Source organism: Pseudoclavibacter sp. VKM Ac-2888 (genome assembly GCF_015351285.1).
GTDB lineage: Bacteria > Actinomycetota > Actinomycetes > Actinomycetales > Microbacteriaceae > Pseudoclavibacter.
In genome coordinates this window covers 59,051-78,604 of record NZ_JADKSM010000004.1, presented here as the reverse complement: position 1 = coordinate 78,604, position 19,554 = coordinate 59,051, and the positions used below count along the sequence as shown (strand labels likewise).

Annotated in this window: 16 protein-coding genes; 9 read left to right on the top strand and 7 right to left on the bottom strand. The window is 69.2% G+C overall.

Annotated elements, in window-relative coordinates; translation table 11 throughout:
* Window positions 1-183 precede the first annotated feature (183 nt).
* Window positions 184-1,677: an FGGY family carbohydrate kinase gene (locus ITJ61_RS18650; protein WP_104243095.1), complete on the bottom strand. Its 1,494-nt coding sequence runs from the start codon at window positions 1,675-1,677 to the stop codon at window positions 184-186.
* Window positions 1,678-1,835: 158 nt separating this feature from the next.
* Here ITJ61_RS18650 and ITJ61_RS18645 point away from each other — a divergent pair, with 158 nt between their 5' ends.
* The 3 genes from ITJ61_RS18645 (at window position 1,836) to ITJ61_RS18635 (ending at window position 5,022) form a co-directional block, all read left to right on the top strand.
* The gene (locus ITJ61_RS18645) at window positions 1,836-2,780 is read left to right on the top strand and encodes a hypothetical protein (protein ID WP_104243097.1); all 945 of its coding nucleotides are present in this window, start codon (window positions 1,836-1,838) and stop codon (window positions 2,778-2,780) included.
* 101 nt (window positions 2,781-2,881) lie between these two features.
* Entirely contained in the window at window positions 2,882-3,751 is an 870-nt protein-coding gene (locus ITJ61_RS18640; RefSeq protein ID WP_194687104.1) for an HAD family hydrolase, read from the top strand.
* A complete protein-coding gene (locus ITJ61_RS18635) occupies window positions 3,751-5,022 on the top strand; it encodes a RuBisCO large subunit C-terminal-like domain-containing protein (RefSeq protein WP_104243102.1) in 1,272 nt (423 codons plus the stop codon). Before ITJ61_RS18640 ends, ITJ61_RS18635 begins: the two co-directional genes overlap by 1 nt.
* Window positions 5,023-5,084: 62 nt before the next feature.
* Here ITJ61_RS18635 and ITJ61_RS18630 read toward each other — a convergent pair whose 3' ends face one another.
* Window positions 5,085-6,260 carry a PucR family transcriptional regulator gene (locus ITJ61_RS18630; RefSeq protein WP_194687103.1) on the bottom strand — a complete coding sequence of 392 codons (1,176 nt, stop codon included), beginning with the start codon at window positions 6,258-6,260 and terminating at the stop codon, window positions 5,085-5,087.
* A gap of 143 nt (window positions 6,261-6,403) precedes the next feature.
* On the opposite strand from ITJ61_RS18630, the gene ITJ61_RS18625 reads away from it, so the two are divergent.
* Genes ITJ61_RS18625 through ITJ61_RS18615 form a run of 3 tightly spaced genes read left to right on the top strand, consistent with a single transcriptional unit; the run spans window position 6,404 to window position 10,305 of the window.
* Window positions 6,404-7,735 carry an MFS transporter gene (locus tag ITJ61_RS18625; RefSeq protein ID WP_104341836.1) on the top strand — a complete coding sequence of 444 codons (1,332 nt, stop codon included), beginning with the start codon at window positions 6,404-6,406 and terminating at the stop codon, window positions 7,733-7,735.
* A 54-nt stretch (window positions 7,736-7,789) separates the two neighbouring features.
* Window positions 7,790-9,496, top strand: coding sequence for an amidohydrolase (locus ITJ61_RS18620; RefSeq protein ID WP_104306016.1), 1,707 nt, complete (start codon window positions 7,790-7,792; stop codon window positions 9,494-9,496).
* Window positions 9,493-10,305 (top strand): maleylpyruvate isomerase family mycothiol-dependent enzyme, encoded by an 813-nt coding sequence (locus ITJ61_RS18615; RefSeq protein WP_104306015.1) that lies wholly within the window; start codon window positions 9,493-9,495, stop codon window positions 10,303-10,305. The genes ITJ61_RS18620 and ITJ61_RS18615 overlap by 4 nt, the downstream gene beginning before the upstream one ends.
* A gap of 49 nt (window positions 10,306-10,354) precedes the next feature.
* Here the strand turns inward: ITJ61_RS18615 and ITJ61_RS18610 are convergent, their stop codons facing one another.
* Entirely contained in the window at window positions 10,355-11,503 is a 1,149-nt protein-coding gene (locus ITJ61_RS18610) for a Cmx/CmrA family chloramphenicol efflux MFS transporter (protein ID WP_194687102.1), read from the bottom strand.
* A gap of 180 nt (window positions 11,504-11,683) precedes the next feature.
* Complete coding sequence (locus tag ITJ61_RS18605; RefSeq protein ID WP_194687101.1) at window positions 11,684-12,487, bottom strand: triose-phosphate isomerase family protein; 804 nt, start codon at window positions 12,485-12,487, stop codon at window positions 11,684-11,686.
* 139 nt (window positions 12,488-12,626) lie between these two features.
* Here ITJ61_RS18605 and ITJ61_RS18600 point away from each other — a divergent pair, with 139 nt between their 5' ends.
* The 3 genes from ITJ61_RS18600 to ITJ61_RS18590 all read left to right on the top strand — a co-directional run bounded on the left by ITJ61_RS18600 (window position 12,627) and on the right by ITJ61_RS18590 (window position 17,161).
* Entirely contained in the window at window positions 12,627-14,291 is a 1,665-nt protein-coding gene (locus tag ITJ61_RS18600; protein WP_194687100.1) for a glycerol-3-phosphate dehydrogenase/oxidase, read from the top strand.
* A gap of 69 nt (window positions 14,292-14,360) precedes the next feature.
* Window positions 14,361-15,899, top strand: coding sequence for a class I adenylate-forming enzyme family protein (locus ITJ61_RS18595; protein WP_194687099.1), 1,539 nt, complete (start codon window positions 14,361-14,363; stop codon window positions 15,897-15,899).
* Window positions 15,896-17,161 carry a beta-ketoacyl-[acyl-carrier-protein] synthase family protein gene (locus ITJ61_RS18590; RefSeq protein ID WP_194687098.1) on the top strand — a complete coding sequence of 422 codons (1,266 nt, stop codon included), beginning with the start codon at window positions 15,896-15,898 and terminating at the stop codon, window positions 17,159-17,161. Before ITJ61_RS18595 ends, ITJ61_RS18590 begins: the two co-directional genes overlap by 4 nt.
* Here ITJ61_RS18590 and ITJ61_RS18585 read toward each other — a convergent pair.
* Genes ITJ61_RS18585 through ITJ61_RS18575 form a run of 3 tightly spaced genes read right to left on the bottom strand, consistent with a single transcriptional unit; the run spans window position 17,158 to window position 19,446 of the window.
* On the bottom strand, window positions 17,158-17,967 hold the full coding sequence (locus ITJ61_RS18585) for a MetQ/NlpA family ABC transporter substrate-binding protein (RefSeq protein WP_104341841.1): 810 nt from the start codon (window positions 17,965-17,967) through the stop codon (window positions 17,158-17,160). The two genes, ITJ61_RS18590 and ITJ61_RS18585, sit on opposite strands and share 4 nt — an antisense overlap.
* A 58-nt stretch (window positions 17,968-18,025) precedes the next feature.
* Entirely contained in the window at window positions 18,026-18,706 is a 681-nt protein-coding gene (locus ITJ61_RS18580) for a methionine ABC transporter permease (RefSeq protein WP_104243123.1), read from the bottom strand.
* Window positions 18,706-19,446, bottom strand: coding sequence for a methionine ABC transporter ATP-binding protein (locus tag ITJ61_RS18575; protein WP_194687097.1), 741 nt, complete (start codon window positions 19,444-19,446; stop codon window positions 18,706-18,708). Before ITJ61_RS18575 ends, ITJ61_RS18580 begins: the two co-directional genes overlap by 1 nt.
* Between the last annotated feature and the right edge of the window lie 108 nt (window positions 19,447-19,554).

Sequence of the window (19,554 nt, the reverse complement as noted above, 5' to 3'; positions counted from 1 at the left end):
ATGACCACCACTGCGCCTGATCGGCGCACGTGCCCAACACTGCCAACCAGCAGACTATGCGGGACCGCCTGGGACTTGGATGGTCCGAAGCCGTGTAATCGTCGCCAAAACCTCTCCGATCAAGCACAAAGGTACCCTCTGGATGTTCCAGAGGGCACCTCCGATCTCGCGGAAAGGGAGTCGCTACGCCACCTTCTTGGCCCACCCCATGGTGAGCTCCCGAGCAGCGCGCCAGCCGGCGTACATCGAGTCGGCCTCATCCCGCGAGCGCTGCGGCTCGAAGACCCGGTCGACCTTCCACTTGCTCTCGACCTCCTCGAGGTCGGCGAAGATGCCGGCCGACATCCCGCCGAGCAGCATGGCACCGAAGATGGTGGCCTCCGCGATCTTGGGACGCACGACTGGAATGCCGAGCACATCGGCCTGCAACTGGCAGAGCAGGTTGTTCTTGACGGCGCCGCCGTCGACGCGCAGCTCAGAGATGGAGATCTCGCCGCTCTGCGTCGCGGCCTCGACGACGTCGCGGGTCTGGAACACCATCGATTCCACGGCGGCGCGGATGATGTGCAGTCGGGTGGTCGCGTTGCTCATGCCGATGATGGCCGCGCGAGCGTGCGGGTCCCAGGTCGGCGCCGCGAGACCAGTGAAGGCGGGAATGAGGTACACCCCCTCGGTGCTGGCCACCTGTCCGGCGTACCACTCGCTGTCGGGGGCGGCGTGGATGAGCTGCAGGTCGTCGCGCAGCCACTGCATGGTCTTGCCCATGGCGAAGAGCACGCCCTCGATCTCGTACGAGGTCTTGCCCTCGACAGTCCAGGCCACGCTCGGGGTGAGCCCTTCGATGCGCTGCGGCTTGTCACCGGAGTTGATGTTCAGCACGCCAGCGGTGCCGTACGTCATCTTGCTCAGCCCCTTCCTGAAGGCGGCCTGCCCGAAGAGGCCAGCCTGCTGGTCGCCCAGGTTGCCGCCGATCGGCACTGGGGCCCCGAACGTCGCGCTGAGGTCGCCGACGATCTCGCCGCTCGGCACGATGTCGGCGAGCATCTTGCGAGGGATCCCGTAGTGACCGAGCAGCTCTTCATCCCACTGGAGCGTCTCGAGGTTCATCATCATGGTGCGGGAGGCGTTGGAGGTATCGGTCACGAAGGCCTTGCGGCCCGTCAGGTTCCAGATGAGCCACGTGTCGATCGTTCCGGCGAGCAGCTCGCCCGCCTCAGCTCTGGCCTGGGCGCCCGGCACCTGGTCGAGGATCCAGCGGATCTTGGAGGCCGTGTAGTACGCATCCGGGATCAGGCCCGTGCGCTCCTGGATGAGCGGGCCGATGCCCTGCTCGACCCAGCCTTCGACGACTTCCACCGAGTGCCTGGACGCCCACACGATGGCGTTGTAGATCGGCGCGCCCGTCTCCTTGTCCCACACCACTCCGGTCTCGCGCTGGTTGGTCATGCCGACCGCGCTGAGGTCGCTCGGCTCGAGGTTCGCGTCGCGCAGAGCGGCACGAATCACCTCGAGCTGGGTGTTGAGGATCTCGCGAGGGTTGTGCTCGATGAGGCCGGGTCGAGGGTAGAGCTGCGTGAGCTCCGCCTGGGCGAAGCCCACGACGTTGCAGTCCTCATCGATGATGAACGCGCGGGCACTCGTCGTGCCCTCGTCGATGCCGAGAATGTACTTTGCCATTTCGTCCCACTTCTTTGTGATCACGGGGCGGTGTTCCGCCAGAGCCGAGCGTACGATCGGTGTACGAACATGTCAATGCTTGCACATGCATGTATAGACTTGTATATGCTCATGGGAGTTCGCGTCAACGGTGACGCGTGTCGAGAAAGGCCTCGCCCATGGAAATCGACCTGTTCTCCATCCTCGCCGCACTGGCAGGTGGCTTCTTCGGAGCAGCGATCGGAAGTCTGCACGCCTTCGTCTTCACCGGTGTGCTCGTCATCGTCGGGTTCGTCGCACAAGTCGCGGTCCCGGATGCACCCATCATCAGCAGCCTCGCGTTCGGTCCCGCTTTCGGCCCCCACATCGCGTTCGCCGGCGGTGTCGCCGCGACCGCGTACGCGGCACGCCGCGGCTACATGGAGAACGGCAAGGACATCGTCCTGCCCCTCGCCGCACTCGCCAAGCCGGACGTGCTCGCCGTCGGAGCCGTCTTCGGGCTCTTCGGCTACTTCGTGCAGAAGCTCATCGCGATCATCCCCGGCTTCGGCGCCATCACCGACTCCGTCGCCCTGACCGTCGTCATCAGCGCCATCCTCGCCCGCGTCCTCTTCGGGCGCACCAAGGTCTTCGCCCGGAACAACTCAGGCAAGAGCGGCTTCGACTCCTTCGAGCCCAACGACGCCGGCTCCTGGATCCGCGCCCAGGAGAGCTTCGGCATCAACACGGCGCTCGGCGTCGGAGCGGGGCTCTTCGCCTCCTTCATCTCCATCACACTGCTGCAGGCCTTCCCGGAAGCCGCCAACGCGTCGACCTTCGTGTTCGGCATCTCTGCGCTCTCCCTGATCCTCCTCTCCGCAGGCCAGCCAGTGCCGGTCACGCACCACATCACGCTGCCGGCCTCCATCGCGGCCGCGACCTTCTACCCCCTGGTCGGCGAGAACGCCGCCCTCGCGATCATCATCGGCGCCGCGGCCGGCGTGCTGGGAGCCTGGTTCGGGGAACTCTTCGCCCGCCTGTGGCAGTCTCACGGCGACACGCACATCGACCCGCCGGCAGCAGCCATCTGGCCGGCGACGACGATCGTGCTCGGCCTCGGCGCCGTCCTCGGAGCCGCCGGCTGACGACGAGCTCCAAGCACCCGCCGCACCACGCAGCCGCTCGACGCCCGACCGCCTGACCTCGATCCGACCCGACCCGACCCGACCCGAAGGAGCACCCCCTCGTGCCAGCATCCGTGAACCTCGACACCGTGCGCGCAGTCGCACTCGATGTCGACGGGACCATCGCCGGAGCCGACCACCAGCTCACCCCGCGCACGACAGCAGCCCTCCGCTCGCTCGTCGAGCACGGCATCCCGGTGATCCTCCTCACCGGACGGGCGAGACAGAACGTGCTCGAGCTGGCGCGAGAGGCGGGCATCCGCAACACGGTCGCAAGCAACAACGGGGCGGTCATCTTCGACCCGGTGGAGGACACCAACACGACGATCACGCCGATGACGCACGCCGAGGCCAGGCGCATCCTGGACCTCGGCGCGCGCCTCGGGCTCGAACGCACCTGGTGGTCGGTCACCGACATCTACGTCGACCGGGACGGCGAGTGCTCGCGGATGCTGCGGGAGCTCAACGAGCGGGACATCATCGTCGGCGATCCCGACGAGCTGCCTGACGACATCACCAAGGTGATGCTCTTCGGCAGGGAGGCGGAACTCGACGAGGTCGCCGACCGCATCTTCGACGCCGCGCCGTCCGGCACCCGCTCCATGTACTGCTTCTTCGAGTTCGTGGCGCCGGATGCGACGAAGTGGCATGCGCTCGAGACCATGCTCGAGGAGCACGGCGTCGACCCAGCGCACACCCTCGGCCTCGGCGACGGCGGCAACGACCTCGCCTGGCTCACCCAGATCGGCTTCCCCTTCGCGATGGAGAACGCCCGCCAGGAGGTCAAGGACATCGCGATCGGCGTCGTCGGCCACCACGCCCACGACGGTGCCGCCGAGATCCTCGAGGAGCTGGCCAGGAGCATCGGCGCCGATGCCCCGGCACCGACCGCCAAGCAGCAGGAGCTCGCCGAGCAGCAGGAGGACCACTGATGGACATCGAATTCGTCCCCGCCGACCTCGCCCTCGAGCGCGACCTGATCCTCGCGAGCTACGTCTTCACGCTGCCGGCGAGCCAGGACGCGCACGCCGTCGTCCAGCGCTTCGCAGTCGGCCAGACCACCGGCACCTGGCTTCCCGTCCCCGGCCTCACGCGCGAGCTGCGCGACAGGCACGAGGCGCGCATCGTGCGCATCCAGCCCATCCCGGCCGCCGACACGACGACTTCGGCGCCAGACGACGCGAGCTGGTACTTCGCCACGATCGGCGTGCCGGCAGTGAACATCGGGGATTCGATCCCGCAGCTGCTCACGACGCTCATCGGCAACGACGCCTCCACGTCGCTCGAGGCGAAGCTCGTCGACCTCGAGTTCCCGCGAGCGCGCCTCGACGCGTTCGCTGGCCCCCGCTTCGGCATCGAGGGGCTCCGGCGGGTGCTCGACGTCGAGTCGCGCCCCCTGCTGCTCAACATGCTGAAGCCATGCACGGGCCTGACCCCCGACGAGGGCGCCGCGATCGCATACGAGACGGCACTCGGCGGCATCGACATGATCAAAGACGACGAGCTGCTCGGTAACACCGCCTTCTCGCCCGTCGTCGACCGTGTCATCGCCTACAACGAGGCGCTCGACCGCGCCGCGCAGGTCACCGGCCGGCGCACCATGTACATCCCGAACGTCTCCGACCGGCCGGACCGCATGCTCGACACTGCCAGACGAGCCGTGGATGCGGGAGCTCGCGCCGTCATGGTCTGCTACGCCAACGTGGGCTACGGCTCGGTCGAGGCGCTCGCCGACGCGGTCGACGTTCCCATCCTCGGGCACTTCGCCGGCTCAGCCCCCTACTTCGAGAACGCCACGACGGGCATGACCTCGCCCATCGCGAGCGGCCTGCTCCCCCGCCTCGCGGGAGCCGACCTCGCGCTCGTGAACACTCCGTACGGCGGGTACCCGATCACGCGGCTGCAGTACCTGCAGACCGCGCAGCAGCTCAAGGTGCCCCGCCCTGGCCTCCGCAGCACGGCGCCCATCATCGGCGGCGGCGTGCACCCGGGCACCGTGGCGACGTACGTCGGCGATCTCGGCAACGACATCGTGCTGGGCGTCGGCGGCGCCATCCAGGGGCACCCGGGCGGACCCGCGTCGGGAGGCCTCGCCATGCACCAGGCCATCGACGCGGCGCTCGCAGGCCGCGACGTCCGCGACTCCGACGGGCAGACACCGGAGCTCGACGCGGCCATCGCAGCCTGGGGCACCCTCGACTAGGCGTGCCTCAGAGCTGATCGCCCGGCACCATCGGCTCCGGACAAGGTCTCTCGCACGAAGTCCTAGCTCCAGGCCACGACGAGTCGTGCGGCATCGCCGGGCAGCATCGGGTCCAGGCCCGTGACCTCGGCGAACCGCCGCAGGCGATTGCCGAGCGTGTTCCGGTGGCAGAAGAGCTCTGCCGCCGACGCGCTGATGTTCCCGGTCCGCAGATAGCTCACGACCGCTTCCCGTAGACGAGTCTGCTCAGAGGGGCCGCAGCGAGCGAGCGCCGCATCGACATCCGCCAGGAGCGGCACCCCCGCATCGACGACTGCGCGCTTCGCGAAACGCGCCCACCCCCGCTCCCACGTCAGAGCATCGACCTCGTCTGGGCCGAGCAGACGAGCGAGAGACAGAGCGACTTGAGCAGTCTGACCGAGCTCGGGGAGCCCGCGACGAGCCTCCACCAGGCCAACCCGGTGCTCCCGCAGGCGTTGGAGCTGGGCGGCGGATGCAGCAGTCCGGTCACCCCACGGACTCCGTGGCGCGAAGGCGATGATCCCGTCGGCGACCGTATGCGTGAAGAATCGCGTGCCGACCCGATCGAAGTCCGCGAGCAGCAGACGCAGCGCCTCCGTGTCCGACCCCACGGCGGCGCACACGAGCAGAGGCGCCGAGACCTGCACACCGAGATGCGCGGCGACAGCCTGGAGCCGATCGTTCGCCGGAGCCCCTTCGAAGAGACTTGCGATGTGGCCTTGCAGCACCGCCGACGCCTCGCCCTGCATGCGTTCACGCTCGGCGACGTACGCGCGCTGCGCCCGGTGGGCGTACTCGTCGACGGTTCGGATGACGACGGCCGTGTGCCGCACGATGAGGCCCGCGTCCGAGGGGGACGCGGTCCGAGTCACGGCCTCCCAGAGCACCTGGAAATCGGCGTGGATGGCCGACATCAGGGAACTGAGCGGAACGTCCGCACGGGCGCGTGAGACACCGACACGATTGGCCACCTCGACCACGTCCGGCAGGCCACCCTCCCTGAGCCCGTCGATCATCGCATCGAACGCCTGGGTCGCCGTCCTGCGAATCTCGGATCGCGGCACCAATGATGAGGCGTAGCCGGGAATGGTGAAGATCAGGTCCATGAACGCTTCGACAAGCTGCGGCACCTCGATCAGGTCGATGATCGCGAGCCAGCGCTCGCGGTCCTCCGTTCGGGGATGTCGGGAGATCCCCGAAGGGGAGGGTGAGGTCATGACCTCCACATTATGTGCAGATGCACTGATTTGGGGAGCAAGATGGGAGCCGATGCCCCCGAAATGATGACGAACCTCCTGGGAGGCTTCCTGTGGGCCCCCGCATACGGCGGTTGCCGGCCAGATCCTCACTGGAGATCATCATGAGCCACCACGCACCGACAGCAACGATCGAGTACAGCGCAGTACAAGAGCTGAGCTCAAGAGACGCCAACAAGGTCGCCATCGGCGCACTTGTCGGCACCGCACTCGAGTACTACGACTTCTTCCTCTTCAGCGCAGCCGCAGCGCTCGTCTTCAACGTGCAGTACTTCACCAACGAGAACGCGAGCGCAGCAGCGCTCGCCTCGTTCGCCACGTTCGGTGTGGGCGTCGCCGCCCGCCCGCTCGGCGGCATCATCTTCGGGGCGATGGGCGACCGGATCGGGAGACGCAAGACGCTGATGATCACCATCATCGGCATCGGCCTCATCACCGGGCTCATCGGCATCCTGCCCACCTACGCGGCGATCGGCATCGCAGCCCCGATCCTGCTCGTGCTCCTCCGCGTCGTCCAGGGGCTCTTCGTGGGAGGTGAATGGTCGGGAGCGCTCACGCTCGTCGTCGAGAACGCTCCCCTGCACCTGCGGGCGCGCTACGCGGTCATCCCCCTCATCGGCTCTCCGATCGGAACGATCCTGTCGTCAGGCGGGTTCTTCCTCATCACGTTCTTCTTCACGCAGGAGAACTTCGACTCGTGGGCCTGGCGGATCCCGTTCCTGCTCTCCCTTCCGCTGCTGCTCATCGCCATCTACATCCGCAGCCGACTCGAAGAATCACCGGTCTTCCGCCAGCTCGAGGCGGCCGGCGAGACAGCGCCGACGCCGGTCCGGACGACGTTCAAGCACAGCTGGCGCCAGATCCTCGTCGGACTGGGTGCCTCGCTCCTCGGCATGGGCGGCTTCTACCTGGTCACCACCTTCTGCGTCTGGTACGGCGTCAACGTGCTCGGCTATGAACCGTGGCTGATGCTTCTCGGGACGATCGCCGCCGCCACGGCGGAGATCTTCGTGATCGTCTGGGCCGGGAGACTCGGGGCGCGGTTCGGCTCCAGCCGCGTCATCTTCTGGGGCGGAATCGCGTCCGCGATCGTGGCGATTCCCGCCTTCATGCTGCTCACCTCAGGTATCCCGACCCTGGTCATCCTCGCGATGGTGCTGGCCGTGTCGACTCTGTCGTTCCCCTACGCCGGCACGGGAGCCGTCTTGACCGGACTCTTCCCCGCGAGAACCCGGTACACGGGCGTGGCGGTGGCGAACAACACGGCCGCCATGGTGGCCGGCTTCGTCCCGCTCATCGTCACGGGACTGGTCGCGACGGCCAGTGACTCCTGGTGGCCCGCCGCCCTCATGCTGGCACTCATCTCGATCATCACTGCCGTCTGCGGTGCCATCGCGCCGCGCTTCAGCGTCAGCCTTCCGGGGTTCAAGCACTAGCACCTCGTCGCGCGGATCAGGGCGAGCAACGAGCAACAGGGAAGAGAGAGCACCATGCACATCGACGTGAAGATCCGGGCCCACGAGATCCTCACCATGGACCGGGCGCGACCGAAGGCGAGCTGCGTCGGAATCCTCAACGGACGCATCGTCGGGTTCGACCAGGACCTCACCGGCATCAGTGCTCGCGAGGAGATCGACTTCGGCGACGCCTGCATCACCCCGGGATTCATCGACGCGCACTGCCACACAGCATGGTGGGGGCTCAGCCTCGGGGCGGTCGACGCCGGCGACAGCCCCACCTACGCATCCCTGTACGGCGCGATAGAGGCAGCTGTCGCTGCGGTCGACGACGAGCCTGGCGCCTGGATCCACGTGACGGGCTTCAATCAGGCTCGCTATGACGGCAGATACCCCAGCCTCGAGCGGCTCGACGAGATCACCGGTGATCACCCGCTCTCCATGCGCCACACGTCTGGACACGCCTCCATCGTCAACACCGAGACGCTTCGAAGGATCGGCGTCTTCCGGGACGGCTTCGAACCGCCAGCAGGCGGAGCTGTCCTCCTGGACGAGAGCGGTGCACCGACCGGTGTGCTCGAAGAGGCAGCGCAAGGCCTTGTCCAGGCACTGCTCATGCCCTACTCGCAGGATGTGCTCGTGGACGCGATCGAAGCTGCAACCGCCAGGTACGCCGCCGAGGGCATCACCAGCTTCTCCGAGGCCGGCGTCGGCGGCGGCTGGATCGGGCACAGCCCTGTCGAGGTGGCCGCCTACCAGGCCGCGGCCGAGCGAGGCTCATTGCACGCTCGCGCTCAGCTCATGCCGGCCGCAGACGCCCTCCGTCCGCTCCACGCGCACCCAGCCGACTTCCACGGCCATGGCGAGGGGAGGGGCCTCGATCTGGGCGTGCGCTTCGGCTTCGGGACCGACGAGGTGCGGTTCGGGCACGTCAAGGTGTTCCTGGACGGGTCACTGCTCGGCGCGACGGCAGCCGTGACCGAGGACTTCTGCGGGCACGACCACAATCGCGGGTACCTGCTCGATGAGCCTGCGCACTACCGAGAGCAGGCGCTCGCCATCTACCGCTCGGGCTGGCCGCTTGCGCTGCACGCCATCGGCGACGCCGCCATCGACCTCGCTCTGGACCTGATCGAGGAAGCGCACTCGCTCTACGGCCCCCTCCCGGCGCCGTGCAGGATCGAGCATTTCGGGATCGCCCGACCAGACCAGGTCACACGCGCCGGGCGCCTGCGAATCGCCGTGACCCCTCAAGCAGGGTTCATCGGGCCCCTCGGCGACCAGATCCTCAAGCGGGTCGGGGCAGGACGCCGCGACTGGCTCTACCGTGGGCGGTCGATCATCGATGCCGGGGGGATCCTCACCGGCTCGTCGGATCTGCCAGTGGCAGACAACAATCTCAGGAGAGGCATGCAGTCAGCCGTGGACCGCCTCACCGCGGGCGGCGAGATCCTCGGGACGCGCGAGGGAATCACGCCGGAAGAAGCACTGCGGACGCACACGGAGTGGGCCGCGAAGGCAACGGGGCAGCTGCGAGACAAGGGCACCCTCGAGGTCGGCAAGCTCGCCGACATGACCGTGCTCGCGTCCTCGCCGATCTCGGCGACGGATATCTCGGCGATCGAGGTCGTCGCGACAGTACTGGGCGGAGAGCTCAGCTACGACTCGCGGAGCTCCGCCGTTGGCGGCCCGGCCCCGATTCCCACGACGATCAGAGACAAGAGAGCAGGAGCAAGATGAACGTGTCCGATGCGACCGCCCAGAGCACACCCCCGACCGGGGGAAGGCAAGCTCCCGGCACTCCTGGCGAGACAGCGGAGGGTCTGCGAGAAGTCCTCCATGCGCAAGCACGCTTCGACGAAGCCCTCTCTCACCTGGACGCCGGGGAGCTGCGGGACGCCTCGCTCCTCCCCGGTTGGACGCGCGCCCATGTCATCGCGCACGTGGCCTACAACGCACGCGCGCTGGCTCGCCTCGTGGACTGGGCGGCGACTGGGTCTCGGAACCCCATGTACGAATCCCGAGCGGCACGCGATGCAGAGATCGAGGCCGGGTCTCAGCTGACCGCCGCGCAGCTGGCACGACTCTCGGCGGCGGAGGCGCGGAGCTTCGAGGCCGCCTGGTCCGCGCTCCCCGAGGACCGCTGGGACTACCAGGTCCGGGACGGACGGGGGTCGCCACTCGCGGTGAGGGACACGCTGGAGCTGAGAACCCGCGAGCTGTGGATGCACCTCATCGACCTCGACGCCGGAGTCACCCCGAGCGACGTCCCCGCCGTCCTCCAGCGACGCATCCTGCAGGAGGTCCTGGACACCTGGGCTCGTCACGACCACTTCGTCAGTGCCGTGGCGACGGATGACCGGAGCGCGTTCCACCCGTGGGCCTCGGCCGAATGCGGGCCAGGGGTCCGAGACACGGACCTGCGGGTCTCCGGCACGCTCTCCGACCTGCTCGCATGGGCAACTGGTCGGTCGCTGTCGGGAGTTGCGGCCGCAGACTTCCAGGGCCGGCCACTCGACACCGCGCCGCCCGCCAAACCCTGGATCTAGGCGCCTTCTCGGAGCACCAGGCGACCGAGGCGGACGCCGTCACGGCGGCTTACGCCGTGCTCGCCCGCGGCGTCCAGGCTCGCGAGAGGATCATGACGAGGAGCGCGACGGCGGTGAGCGCTGAGGCGACCCAGACTGGCGCGAGCCCGAGCGCACCGAGTACCGGTCCGGCGGCCGCCCCGATGTTGAGGGCAGCGGTCGCGTAGGAGCCGGCCATCGTGGGCGCTGCGGAGGCTTCGTACAGGACTCGGGCGATGAGCGTGCTGCCGACTCCGAACGAGAGCACCCCGAGCACGAGGACCAGGGCGAGGAGCAACGCAGGGTGGGTGGCGCCGCAGGCCATCGCGATCCATCCGGCCAGCAGCAGGGGGCCGCCGACGCCGAGGGCAAGGCCGGGTCGCTGATCGGACATCCGACCCGCGATCGTGACGCCGAGGAACGAGCCGACACCGAACAGCACCAGCGCGACAGGAACCCACCCTTCGTCGAGCCCCGCAGTGTCGGTCACCACCGGTGCCAGGAACGTGAACGCCGCGAAGGTGCCGCCGTTGATGAGCGCGCCGAGCCCCATCGCTCGCAGGAGCCTCGGTGACGCCAGCTGAGCGAGCTCGGCGCGCAGACTCGGCGCGACGCCGCTCGCCTCGTCCCGAGCGTTCCTCTGCGGGATGCCCCGGACGATCCCGATGAGGGCGGGGACACAGAGGATCGCGATCCCCCAGAACGTCGCGCGCCACCCCAGCGCGGTGCCGAGCAGAGCGCCCGCGGGCACGCCAGCGACGGTGGCGATCGTCGTGCCGGACAGCAGGATCGACAGCGCACGCCCCTTCCGGTCCGGCGGAACGAGTGTCGTGGCGACGCCGAGGGCTACCGCGAGGAACCCCGCGTTCGCGAGCGCACCGAGCACCCGCGTGACGATCAGAGTCGGGAACGACGTCGCCACCGCGCCGACGACGTGGCATCCCGCGAACATGCAGAGACAGACGATGAGCGTCAGCCGCGGTGGCCAGCGTCGAGCGAACGCCGCCATAGCGGGCGCACCGACGACCATGCCGATCGCGAAGGCCGAGGTCAGGAGACCCGCGGTGCCGACGGAGACGTCGAGGTCTGCGGCGATCGCGGGAAGCAGACCCGCGAGCATGAATTCGGATGTGCCCATGACGAAGACGGCCAGGGCAAGCAGGTACAGGGCAAAGGGCATCGAGGACTCCGAGGTGAGCGATCAAGAGAGGGAACTCCTGTCACCACGGCCAGCTGCCCGAGAGAGCGGACTCACACCCGCAGCGTGCGGGGCGGTACGACTGATTAGCGGTTCGCGGGGCTGGCGGTGTGACCGGCAGCCCCTGACCTGTCTGACTCGGGACTCGACATGACCAGCACCCTACCCGCGATCGATGCGCGGCGCATTGCTCGCCAGCTGGTCCTGCACCGCTCGCACTTCGCGGACGGTCTCCAGGAAGCCTGCCGCCCGGAGGCCGAAGCGTCCGAGGAAGACGCCATCGGGGTGCCCCGCGCCGAGCTCTTCCGCGGCATCCCAGATGGCGGCGAAGGTCCCCGGCCCGGCGCTGCCGCCGTAGAGGATGCGCACGTCCCCCGAGCGACCGGCGAGCTGCCCGCGGATATGCGCGATGGTGGCCGCCACGTAGTCGCCGGGGGCCGGCTCGGGCTGCCCGATCGCCCAGCTCGGCTCGTAGGCGACGACGATCGGCCGGTCGCCGGGAACATCCGCGAACGCCTCCGTCAGCTGCCGGTCGATGATCGACCTGGCCGCCTCACCCCGTTCCGGCTCCCCGGCGATCAGGATGGGGACCACTCCCGCGTCGGACGCGGCACGGCACTTCTGTCGCACGTCGGCGAGGGTCTCGCCGAGGAGCTTCGCGCGCTCGGGGTGCCCGACCATGACCAGCGTCGCACCGACCTCCGACAGCACCTCGGCCGCCGTCTCGCCGGTGAAGGCCCCGAGACCGAAGGGCGAGACATCCTGCGCCCCGACCTGTGCTCCGATCTCGTCGAGCCCGTTGCCTGCGATCGAGATGACCGGGTCGGGCGTGCAGAGGAAGATGCCGTCGCCGCTGCGGGGACTCCCCCTCAGCTCGCCCACGACCTCGGCGACCCAGGCTCGCGTGTCGGCGAGGGTCGCGTAGGACTTCGAGCTGTGACCGATCATCATGGCTGGCAGCGTCATCGCTGTTCCTCCGTAGTCGTGGCGTTCAGGGTCGTCGAGCACACTCTCAGCAGCGCACTCGCCGCAAGTCTAATCCTGTGCGAACATGTACGTACAACTTCGTTTCGCGGCCTGGCCGCACGACCGGGTCAGGAGCACCATGGCAACGACGCCGAGCACTTCCCTCCACCGCGGACTCCCGCGTGCGAGCCCACGCGAACTCGCGAGCCGCACCTTCGACGTCATCGTCGTCGGCGCCGGCATCAACGGCGCCGCCGTCGCCCGCGAAGCCGCCATGCGCGGCCTGAGCATCGCCCTCCTCGAACGCAGCGACTTCGGCGAGGGCACGTCCGCCTGGAACTCCCGCCTCATCCACGGCGGCCTCCGCTACCTGGAGCACGGGGAGATCCCCCTCGTCTACGAGTCGCTCCACGACCGCGAGGCCCTCCTCCACATCGCGCCGCACCTCATCGAGCCCATGCCCTTCATCGTGCCGCTCTACAAGCACAATCACCTCCCCGGCTGGATGTTCCGGATCGGGATGATCCTCTACGACGTGCTCTCCCTCCAGAAATCGCTGCCGTCGCATCGGCACCTCGGCGTGAAGGAGCTCGCCACCGAGTTCCCCGGCCTCCGCCGCAGAGGCCTCGGCGGCGGACTCCACTATTACGATGCGCAGATCGCGTACCCGGAGCGACTCGTGCTCGAGACGATCCTGAGCGCAAGCGACGCTGGCGCGCGCGTCGCGAACTACACGAGCGTGGACAGCCTCGTCCGCGACGGCACCGCCGTGACCGGAGTGGAGGCCACCGACCTGACGAGCGGCGAGCGCTTCACGGTGCGCGGCCAGACCGTCGTCAACGCGGCAGGCCCCTGGCTCGACGAGCTCTCCCTGCCCGCGGGAGTGAAGCGGCAGATCGGCGGCACCACCGGCACGCACCTCGTCGTCGACGAGTTCCCGGGCGCCCCGACCGCCACCATCTACTACGAGGCGTTCACCGACAACCGCGCGATCCTCGTCATCCCCTGGAACGGCAAGTACCTCATCGGCACGACCGACGACCGCTTCGACGGCGACCCGGGCAAGGCGCGCGGCACCGCGGCGGAGGTCGAGTACATCCTCAAGGAGACGAACCTCGTCATCCCACAGGCGAAGCTCACCAAGGCCGACGTGCTCTACAGCTACACCGGAGTCCGCCCCCTGCCCTTCGTCGACGCCGCCAAGACCGGTGCCATCTCGCGCAGCCACATCATCACCGCCCACGACGACCGCCTGGGCCTCGTGAGCATCGTCGGCGGCAAGCTCACCCCGCACCTCAGCCTCGCGAAGGAGACCGTCGACCTCATCGCCGACAAGCTCCTCGGTCGGAAGCTGCCCGCCTCCGGCGCGGCCAAGGCCGCCCTGCCCGGCGCATCCTGGAGCAAGTGGCCGAGCACGTCCCTGCGGCGCACGAACCTCAGACGCGAGCTCCCGTGGGACGAGGCGATTTCCGACCGCCTCGTCCGCGTCTACGGCGCCCGCGCCCTCGAGATCGCCGCCCTCGCCGCGGAGAGGACGCAGCTCGCGGCGGTCATCGGCGAAGGCCCCTCCGCCATCGTCGCCGCTGAGATCGTGTTCGCCATCGAGCAGGAGAGCGCCGTGCACCTCAGCGACATCCTGCATCGGCGCACGATGGTCGGCCTCGAGGGCGACCTCGCCGTCTCCGTCGCCGAGGAGTCAGCGGCCGTCGCGGCGGATGCGGCCGGTTGGTCGGCAGAGCGCGTCACCCAGGAGCTCGCCGACCACGCCGCGTACATCACTCGCTTCCGCGGCGGGCTCGACTAGCCACCCGATCGACGTGCCCCTGGCTGGCTCCCCACGCAGCCGGCCAGGGGCACGTCCTAGACTCGACTGGTGCCACTCACCCGCACGCTCATCGACACCGCCGCCCGCAGGCCCGATCGCATCGCGCTCGCCGGCGACGGCGAACGGCTCACCTACCGTCAGCTCTCCCGCTCGTGCGCAGCGGTGCGCGCGGGGGTGGAGACCCTCCTCGGCTCGTCCGTGCCCGTGGCACTTGGCGCCTCATCCGCCGAGACGCGCGGCGTGCCGATCGTGGCCGTCTCGCTGTCGCGCGCGATCGACGCGGCGCGGCTCCTCACCGGCGCCATCAGCTTCCGGGCCGTCGCCGCTGTCCTCGACCCGCTGTGGCCGCTCGAGCACCGCCTCGAGATCCTGCAGCGCGTCGAACCGGCACTCGTCATCACCGACGATGCCGACTTCGAAGCGCACCTCAGGGCCTCCTCCTTCGCCGGAACCGTCGCCTCCCTCGCCGCGTTCGACTCGGTGGCGGCGGATGCCCTCGCTCAGCGAGGCGACTCGGCGCCTGGCCCCGAGGTCCGACCCCGCGACGAGCCGTTCCTTCTGCTGTTCACCTCGGGCACGACCGACCTCCCCAAGGGCTTCCTGCGCACCCGGGGCAGCTGGGACCACAATGTGGACATCAGCCGCAGGTACCTCGGCGTCGAGGACGGCCGCTCGACGATCGCACCGGGCCCGCTCTCCTACAGCCTCACGCTCTACGCGCTCGTCGAGGTCCTCGCGACTGGCGGCTCCCTCTTCCTGCAGAGCCGCTTCGACGCGCAGGCCACCGCGCGGACCATCTCGACCGACCGCGTCGAGCGCCTCGTCGGCGTGCCCGCGATGCTGCTCGCGATCCTGCAGGCCGCACGTCGCACCGAGCAGCCGCTCGGCTCCCTGCTCGAGGTCATCACTGGCGGCGCGAACCAGCCGGAGCACATCCGCCGCAGCTTCGAGGAGACGCTCCCGACGGCGCACCTGCGCAGCTACTACGGCGCCTCCGAGATCGGCTTCATCGGGTACAGCGACGCGGGCGACGGCACGAGCCTCACTCCCTTCGGCGGCGTCGAGGTGAGCGTGCGCGACGAATCTGGTGCGGAGGTGCCCACCGGCGAGACGGGCACGCTCCACATCAGGGTCGGCTCAGCCGTCGAGCGCTACCTCGCCGCGACGAGCGCAGAGCGCATCACGGATGCCGACGGCTGGGCCAGCGTCGGCGACCTCGCCTCGTTCGCGGGCGGGCGCATCCAGCTGCTCGGCCGTGCAGGTGACGTCGCGGTCTCCGGCGGCCACAAGGTGTCCCTGCCCCAGGTCGAACGCGCGCTCGCATCCCTGCCCGGCTGCGAGCAGTGCTGTGCCGTCGCCCTCCCAGACGCCACGCTCGGCTCGATCGTGGCGGTCGTCGTCGAGGGCGAGGCGGAGTCGCTGCCCGCCAAGGCGCGGATGCTCGCGCACCTGCGTGCGCACCTGGCGCCGCAGTTCGTCCCCCACCGCCTCTACCGTGCCCGCGTCCTGCCGAGGACCGCCGGCGGGAAGATCCGCCGCGCCGCCGTGCTCGAGCTCGTCGACTCGGGCGACGCGGACCGGCTATGAACCGCGCCGTCGTCACCGCCGTGGGAGCCGTCACGCCGAACGGGCTCGACGTGGCGAGCACCTGGTCGTCGCTGGTCTCCGGCAAGAGCGGCATCGGCCTCATCGCCGGCGTCGACGCCTCCGACCTCGCCGTGCGCGTCGCCGGAGAGGTGCGCGGCTTCGACGCCGCCTCCCACCTCCCCAAGCGGGACATCGCGAGACTCGACCGGCACGCGCACTACGCCGTCGCGGCGGCGGACGAGGCGATGCGCGCTACGGGCATCGCCACTGGCGCCCTGCCGTTCGATGCCAGCCGATTCGCCGTCACCATCGCAACCGGCTCGGGACCCGTCTCGCTCACCCAGGATGCCGCGCGCGTCCTGGATGCCTCAGGCCCTCGCCGGGTGCCGCCTGGCGTCGTCGTGTACGGCGGCCCCGACGCGGCAGCCGCGTACCTCAGTGAACGCTACGGCGCGCGCGGGGCGAGTGCCGGGCTCTCGGCGACGTGTGCCAGCGGCACCGTCGCGCTCGGCGAGGCGATGCGCACCATCAGACACGGCTACGCCGACGCGGTGCTCGTGGTCGCGGCCGACGACTGCCTCAACCGCGTCAACCTGGCCGTGAACGCCACGCTCGGCGCCCTCGCGCTCGGCCACGAGGATGCGCCCGAGACTGCCAGCAGGCCCTTCGACCGCGGACGCCACGGCTTCGTCATGTCGGCCGGAGCGGCCGCCCTCCTCGTCGAGTCAGAGACCAGCGCACTTGCACGGGGCGCGGAGATCCTGGGCGAGATCGCGGGATACGGTGCGACGTCGGACGCCTACCATCCGACGGCGCCGAGGCCGGACGGGAGCGGCGCGATCGCCGCCATGCGCTCCGCCCTCGACGATGCGAAGCTCAGCACCGGCCGGCTCGACCACGTCAACGCGCACGGCACGAGCACGCCGCTGAACGACGCCATGGAGACCGCCGCCCTGCGCGAGTTGCTCGGCGCCCGCCTCGGAGAGGTGCCCGTCACCGCCAACAAGTCCGCGACCGGGCACCTGCTGGGCGCCGCGGGCGCGCTCGAGGCCGTCATCTCGCTGCTCACCATGCGCGATTCCCTGATTCCACCGACCCTCAACCTCGACGACCCCGAGTTCCCAGAGCTGGACGTCGTGGCGCGCGAGGCCCGCCCCGCGCGCATCCGAACCGTGCTCTCGAACTCCTTCGGCTTCGGCGGGCACAACGCCTCGATCCTGCTGCGCAAGTTCGTGGCGCCCGCCCGCTCGCGGGATATCTAGAACGCCGGCGGCACGTCAAGCGACTCGAGCGTCTCCCGCACGTGGTCGCTCGTGAACGCCTTCTCGAGCGCCGCGATCTCGGGCGTTCCGAGCTTGTCCTCGCGCGTGACGAGCGTCACGGCGAACTGAGGGTCCTGTTCGACGGCGAGACCGTTGTCGACCGGCGTCAGCCCCAGCTGGCGCGCGAACGAGGGCAGGTTGAAGACGGCATCCGCCTCTTCGTACGCCGTGTTGAGCTGCAGCAGGTCGACCTGCGTGATCGTCAGCTCGCGCGGGTTCTCCGTGATGTCGGCGACCTTCGCGGTGAACCGCTCGACGCTCGGGTCGAGCGTGATGATGCTCTGGTCGGCGAGCAGCTGCAGGGCACGTGCCGCGTTCGCGCTGTCGTTCGGGATGACCACGCTGCCGCCTTGCGGCAGCTCGTCAAGCGAGCTGAGGGTCTTCGAGTAGAACGCCACGACCGTCGAGTAGATCGGCTTCACCCCGGCGAGCGAGGCGTCGTTCTTCGTGTTGAACTCCTCCATGAAGGGCACGAACTGCACGAAGTTCGCATCGATCTCGCCGTTCTCGACGAGCACGTTCGGCTGCACGTAGTCCGAGACGGGCACCAGCTCGATCTCGTAGCCCTTCTCGATGACCTCGGCCGCCGCCTCGACGACATCCGTCATGGGCGTGACCGTCGCGGCGACCTTGATCGTGACGACGTCGCCACCCGCTTCCCCGGCGGACGGAGAGCACCCTGCGGTCAGGAGGGCGAGGGAGCCGACAGCCAGTGCGGCGCCGATCGAGCGGAGGCGGAGTCTCATGGCGGTTGGTTCCTTTTCGGGTCGTGCGGGAGGCGGATGGGCGTCGTCCGACGGGGAGTCAGCGGCGGTCGAGGGCGACCGAGAGCCGGTGGCCCCCGGTCTGGAGGAGCTGCACGCAGACGATGACGATGACGATGGTCGTGTACATGAGCGGGTAGTCGTACTCCTGGTACCCGTAGCGCAGGGCGAAGTCGCCGAGCCCTCCGCCCCCGACGACACCGAGCACCGTCGAGTACGAGAGCAGGCTGATGGCGGCCGAGGTGAGCGCGTAGACGAGCCCGCTGCGCGCCTCCACGAACAGGAAGCGGGTGATGATCTGCCCGGTATCGGCGCCCATGGACCTGGCGGCGTGGATCACACCGGAGGGCACCTCCAGCAGGATCTGCTCGACGAGGCGCGCGTAGATCGCGACGCCCACGAAGCACAGCGGGAACGTCGCCGCCTGCGTGCCGAACGTCGTGCCGAACACGAGGCGCGTGAGCGGGATGAGGAACACCACGAACAGCAGGAAGGGGAACGACCGGACGACGGTGACGTAGAGGTTGGCGATCCGCCACAGACCACGATGCTCGCGCACCCCACCCGGCCGCGTCAGGTAGATGAGGACGCCGAGCGGTAGCCCGAGCACAACCGCCGCCGCGAGCGAGAACACGAGCATGTACCCGGTCTCGGCGAGGGCCTGGCCGATCGCGTCGGCGTTGCCGGTCAGGGAGGAGACGATGCTGTCGATGAGCTCCATCACGACTCGAGCATCCGCTTCGCGTGCTCGGCGTAGGAGCCGCGGTCGTCGCGCGCGCTGTGCTCGACCGAGACGATGCCCTGCAGGCGGCCCCGGTCGAGGATCGCGGCCCGGTCGCAGATGGCCTTGACTGCGGCGAGCTCGTGGGTGACGAGCGCTATGGTCGTGCCGAAATCCTCGCGCGTCGAGGCGAGCAGCCGCAGGATGTCGCTGGTCGTCCGCTCGTCGAGCGCCGAGGTCGGCTCGTCGCAGAGCAGCAGCGGCGGCCGCGTCACGAGCGCGCGTGCGATGGCGACGCGCTGCTTCTGCCCGCCCGAGAGCTGAGCCGGGTAGTCGCCACCGCGATCGCCGAGACCCACGTAGTCGAGCAGCTCGTCGACGAACGCCGGATCCTTGCGCCGCTGGAGCCGCAGCGGGAGCTCGACGTTCTGCCGCGCCGTCCGGTTCGCGAGCAGGTTGAAGCTCTGGAAGACCATCCCGATTCGGCGGCGAAGGCCACGACGCTCGCGCTCGCGCATCGCAGACGGGTCGGCGCCCTCGATGAGCACCGTCCCCTCGCTCGGCGTATCGTCGGCATCGAGGAGCCGCAGCAGCGTCGACTTCCCGGCGCCGGACTCCCCCACGATGCCGAGGATCTCGCCCCGCCGGATCTGCAGGTCAATGCCGTCGAGCGCTGGCGCACCCGCCCCGTATCGCACCGTGACGCGTTCGAGAGCGGCCACGGGGCCGGGATCAGGCATGCACGCTCCGTCGTTATTAGATTGTGTACAACTATAGCGCCGAGCCGTCGGATGCGGAACCCCGCGCACGCAGAAGCGGGGCGCATCCGGAAGAATCCGGATGCGCCC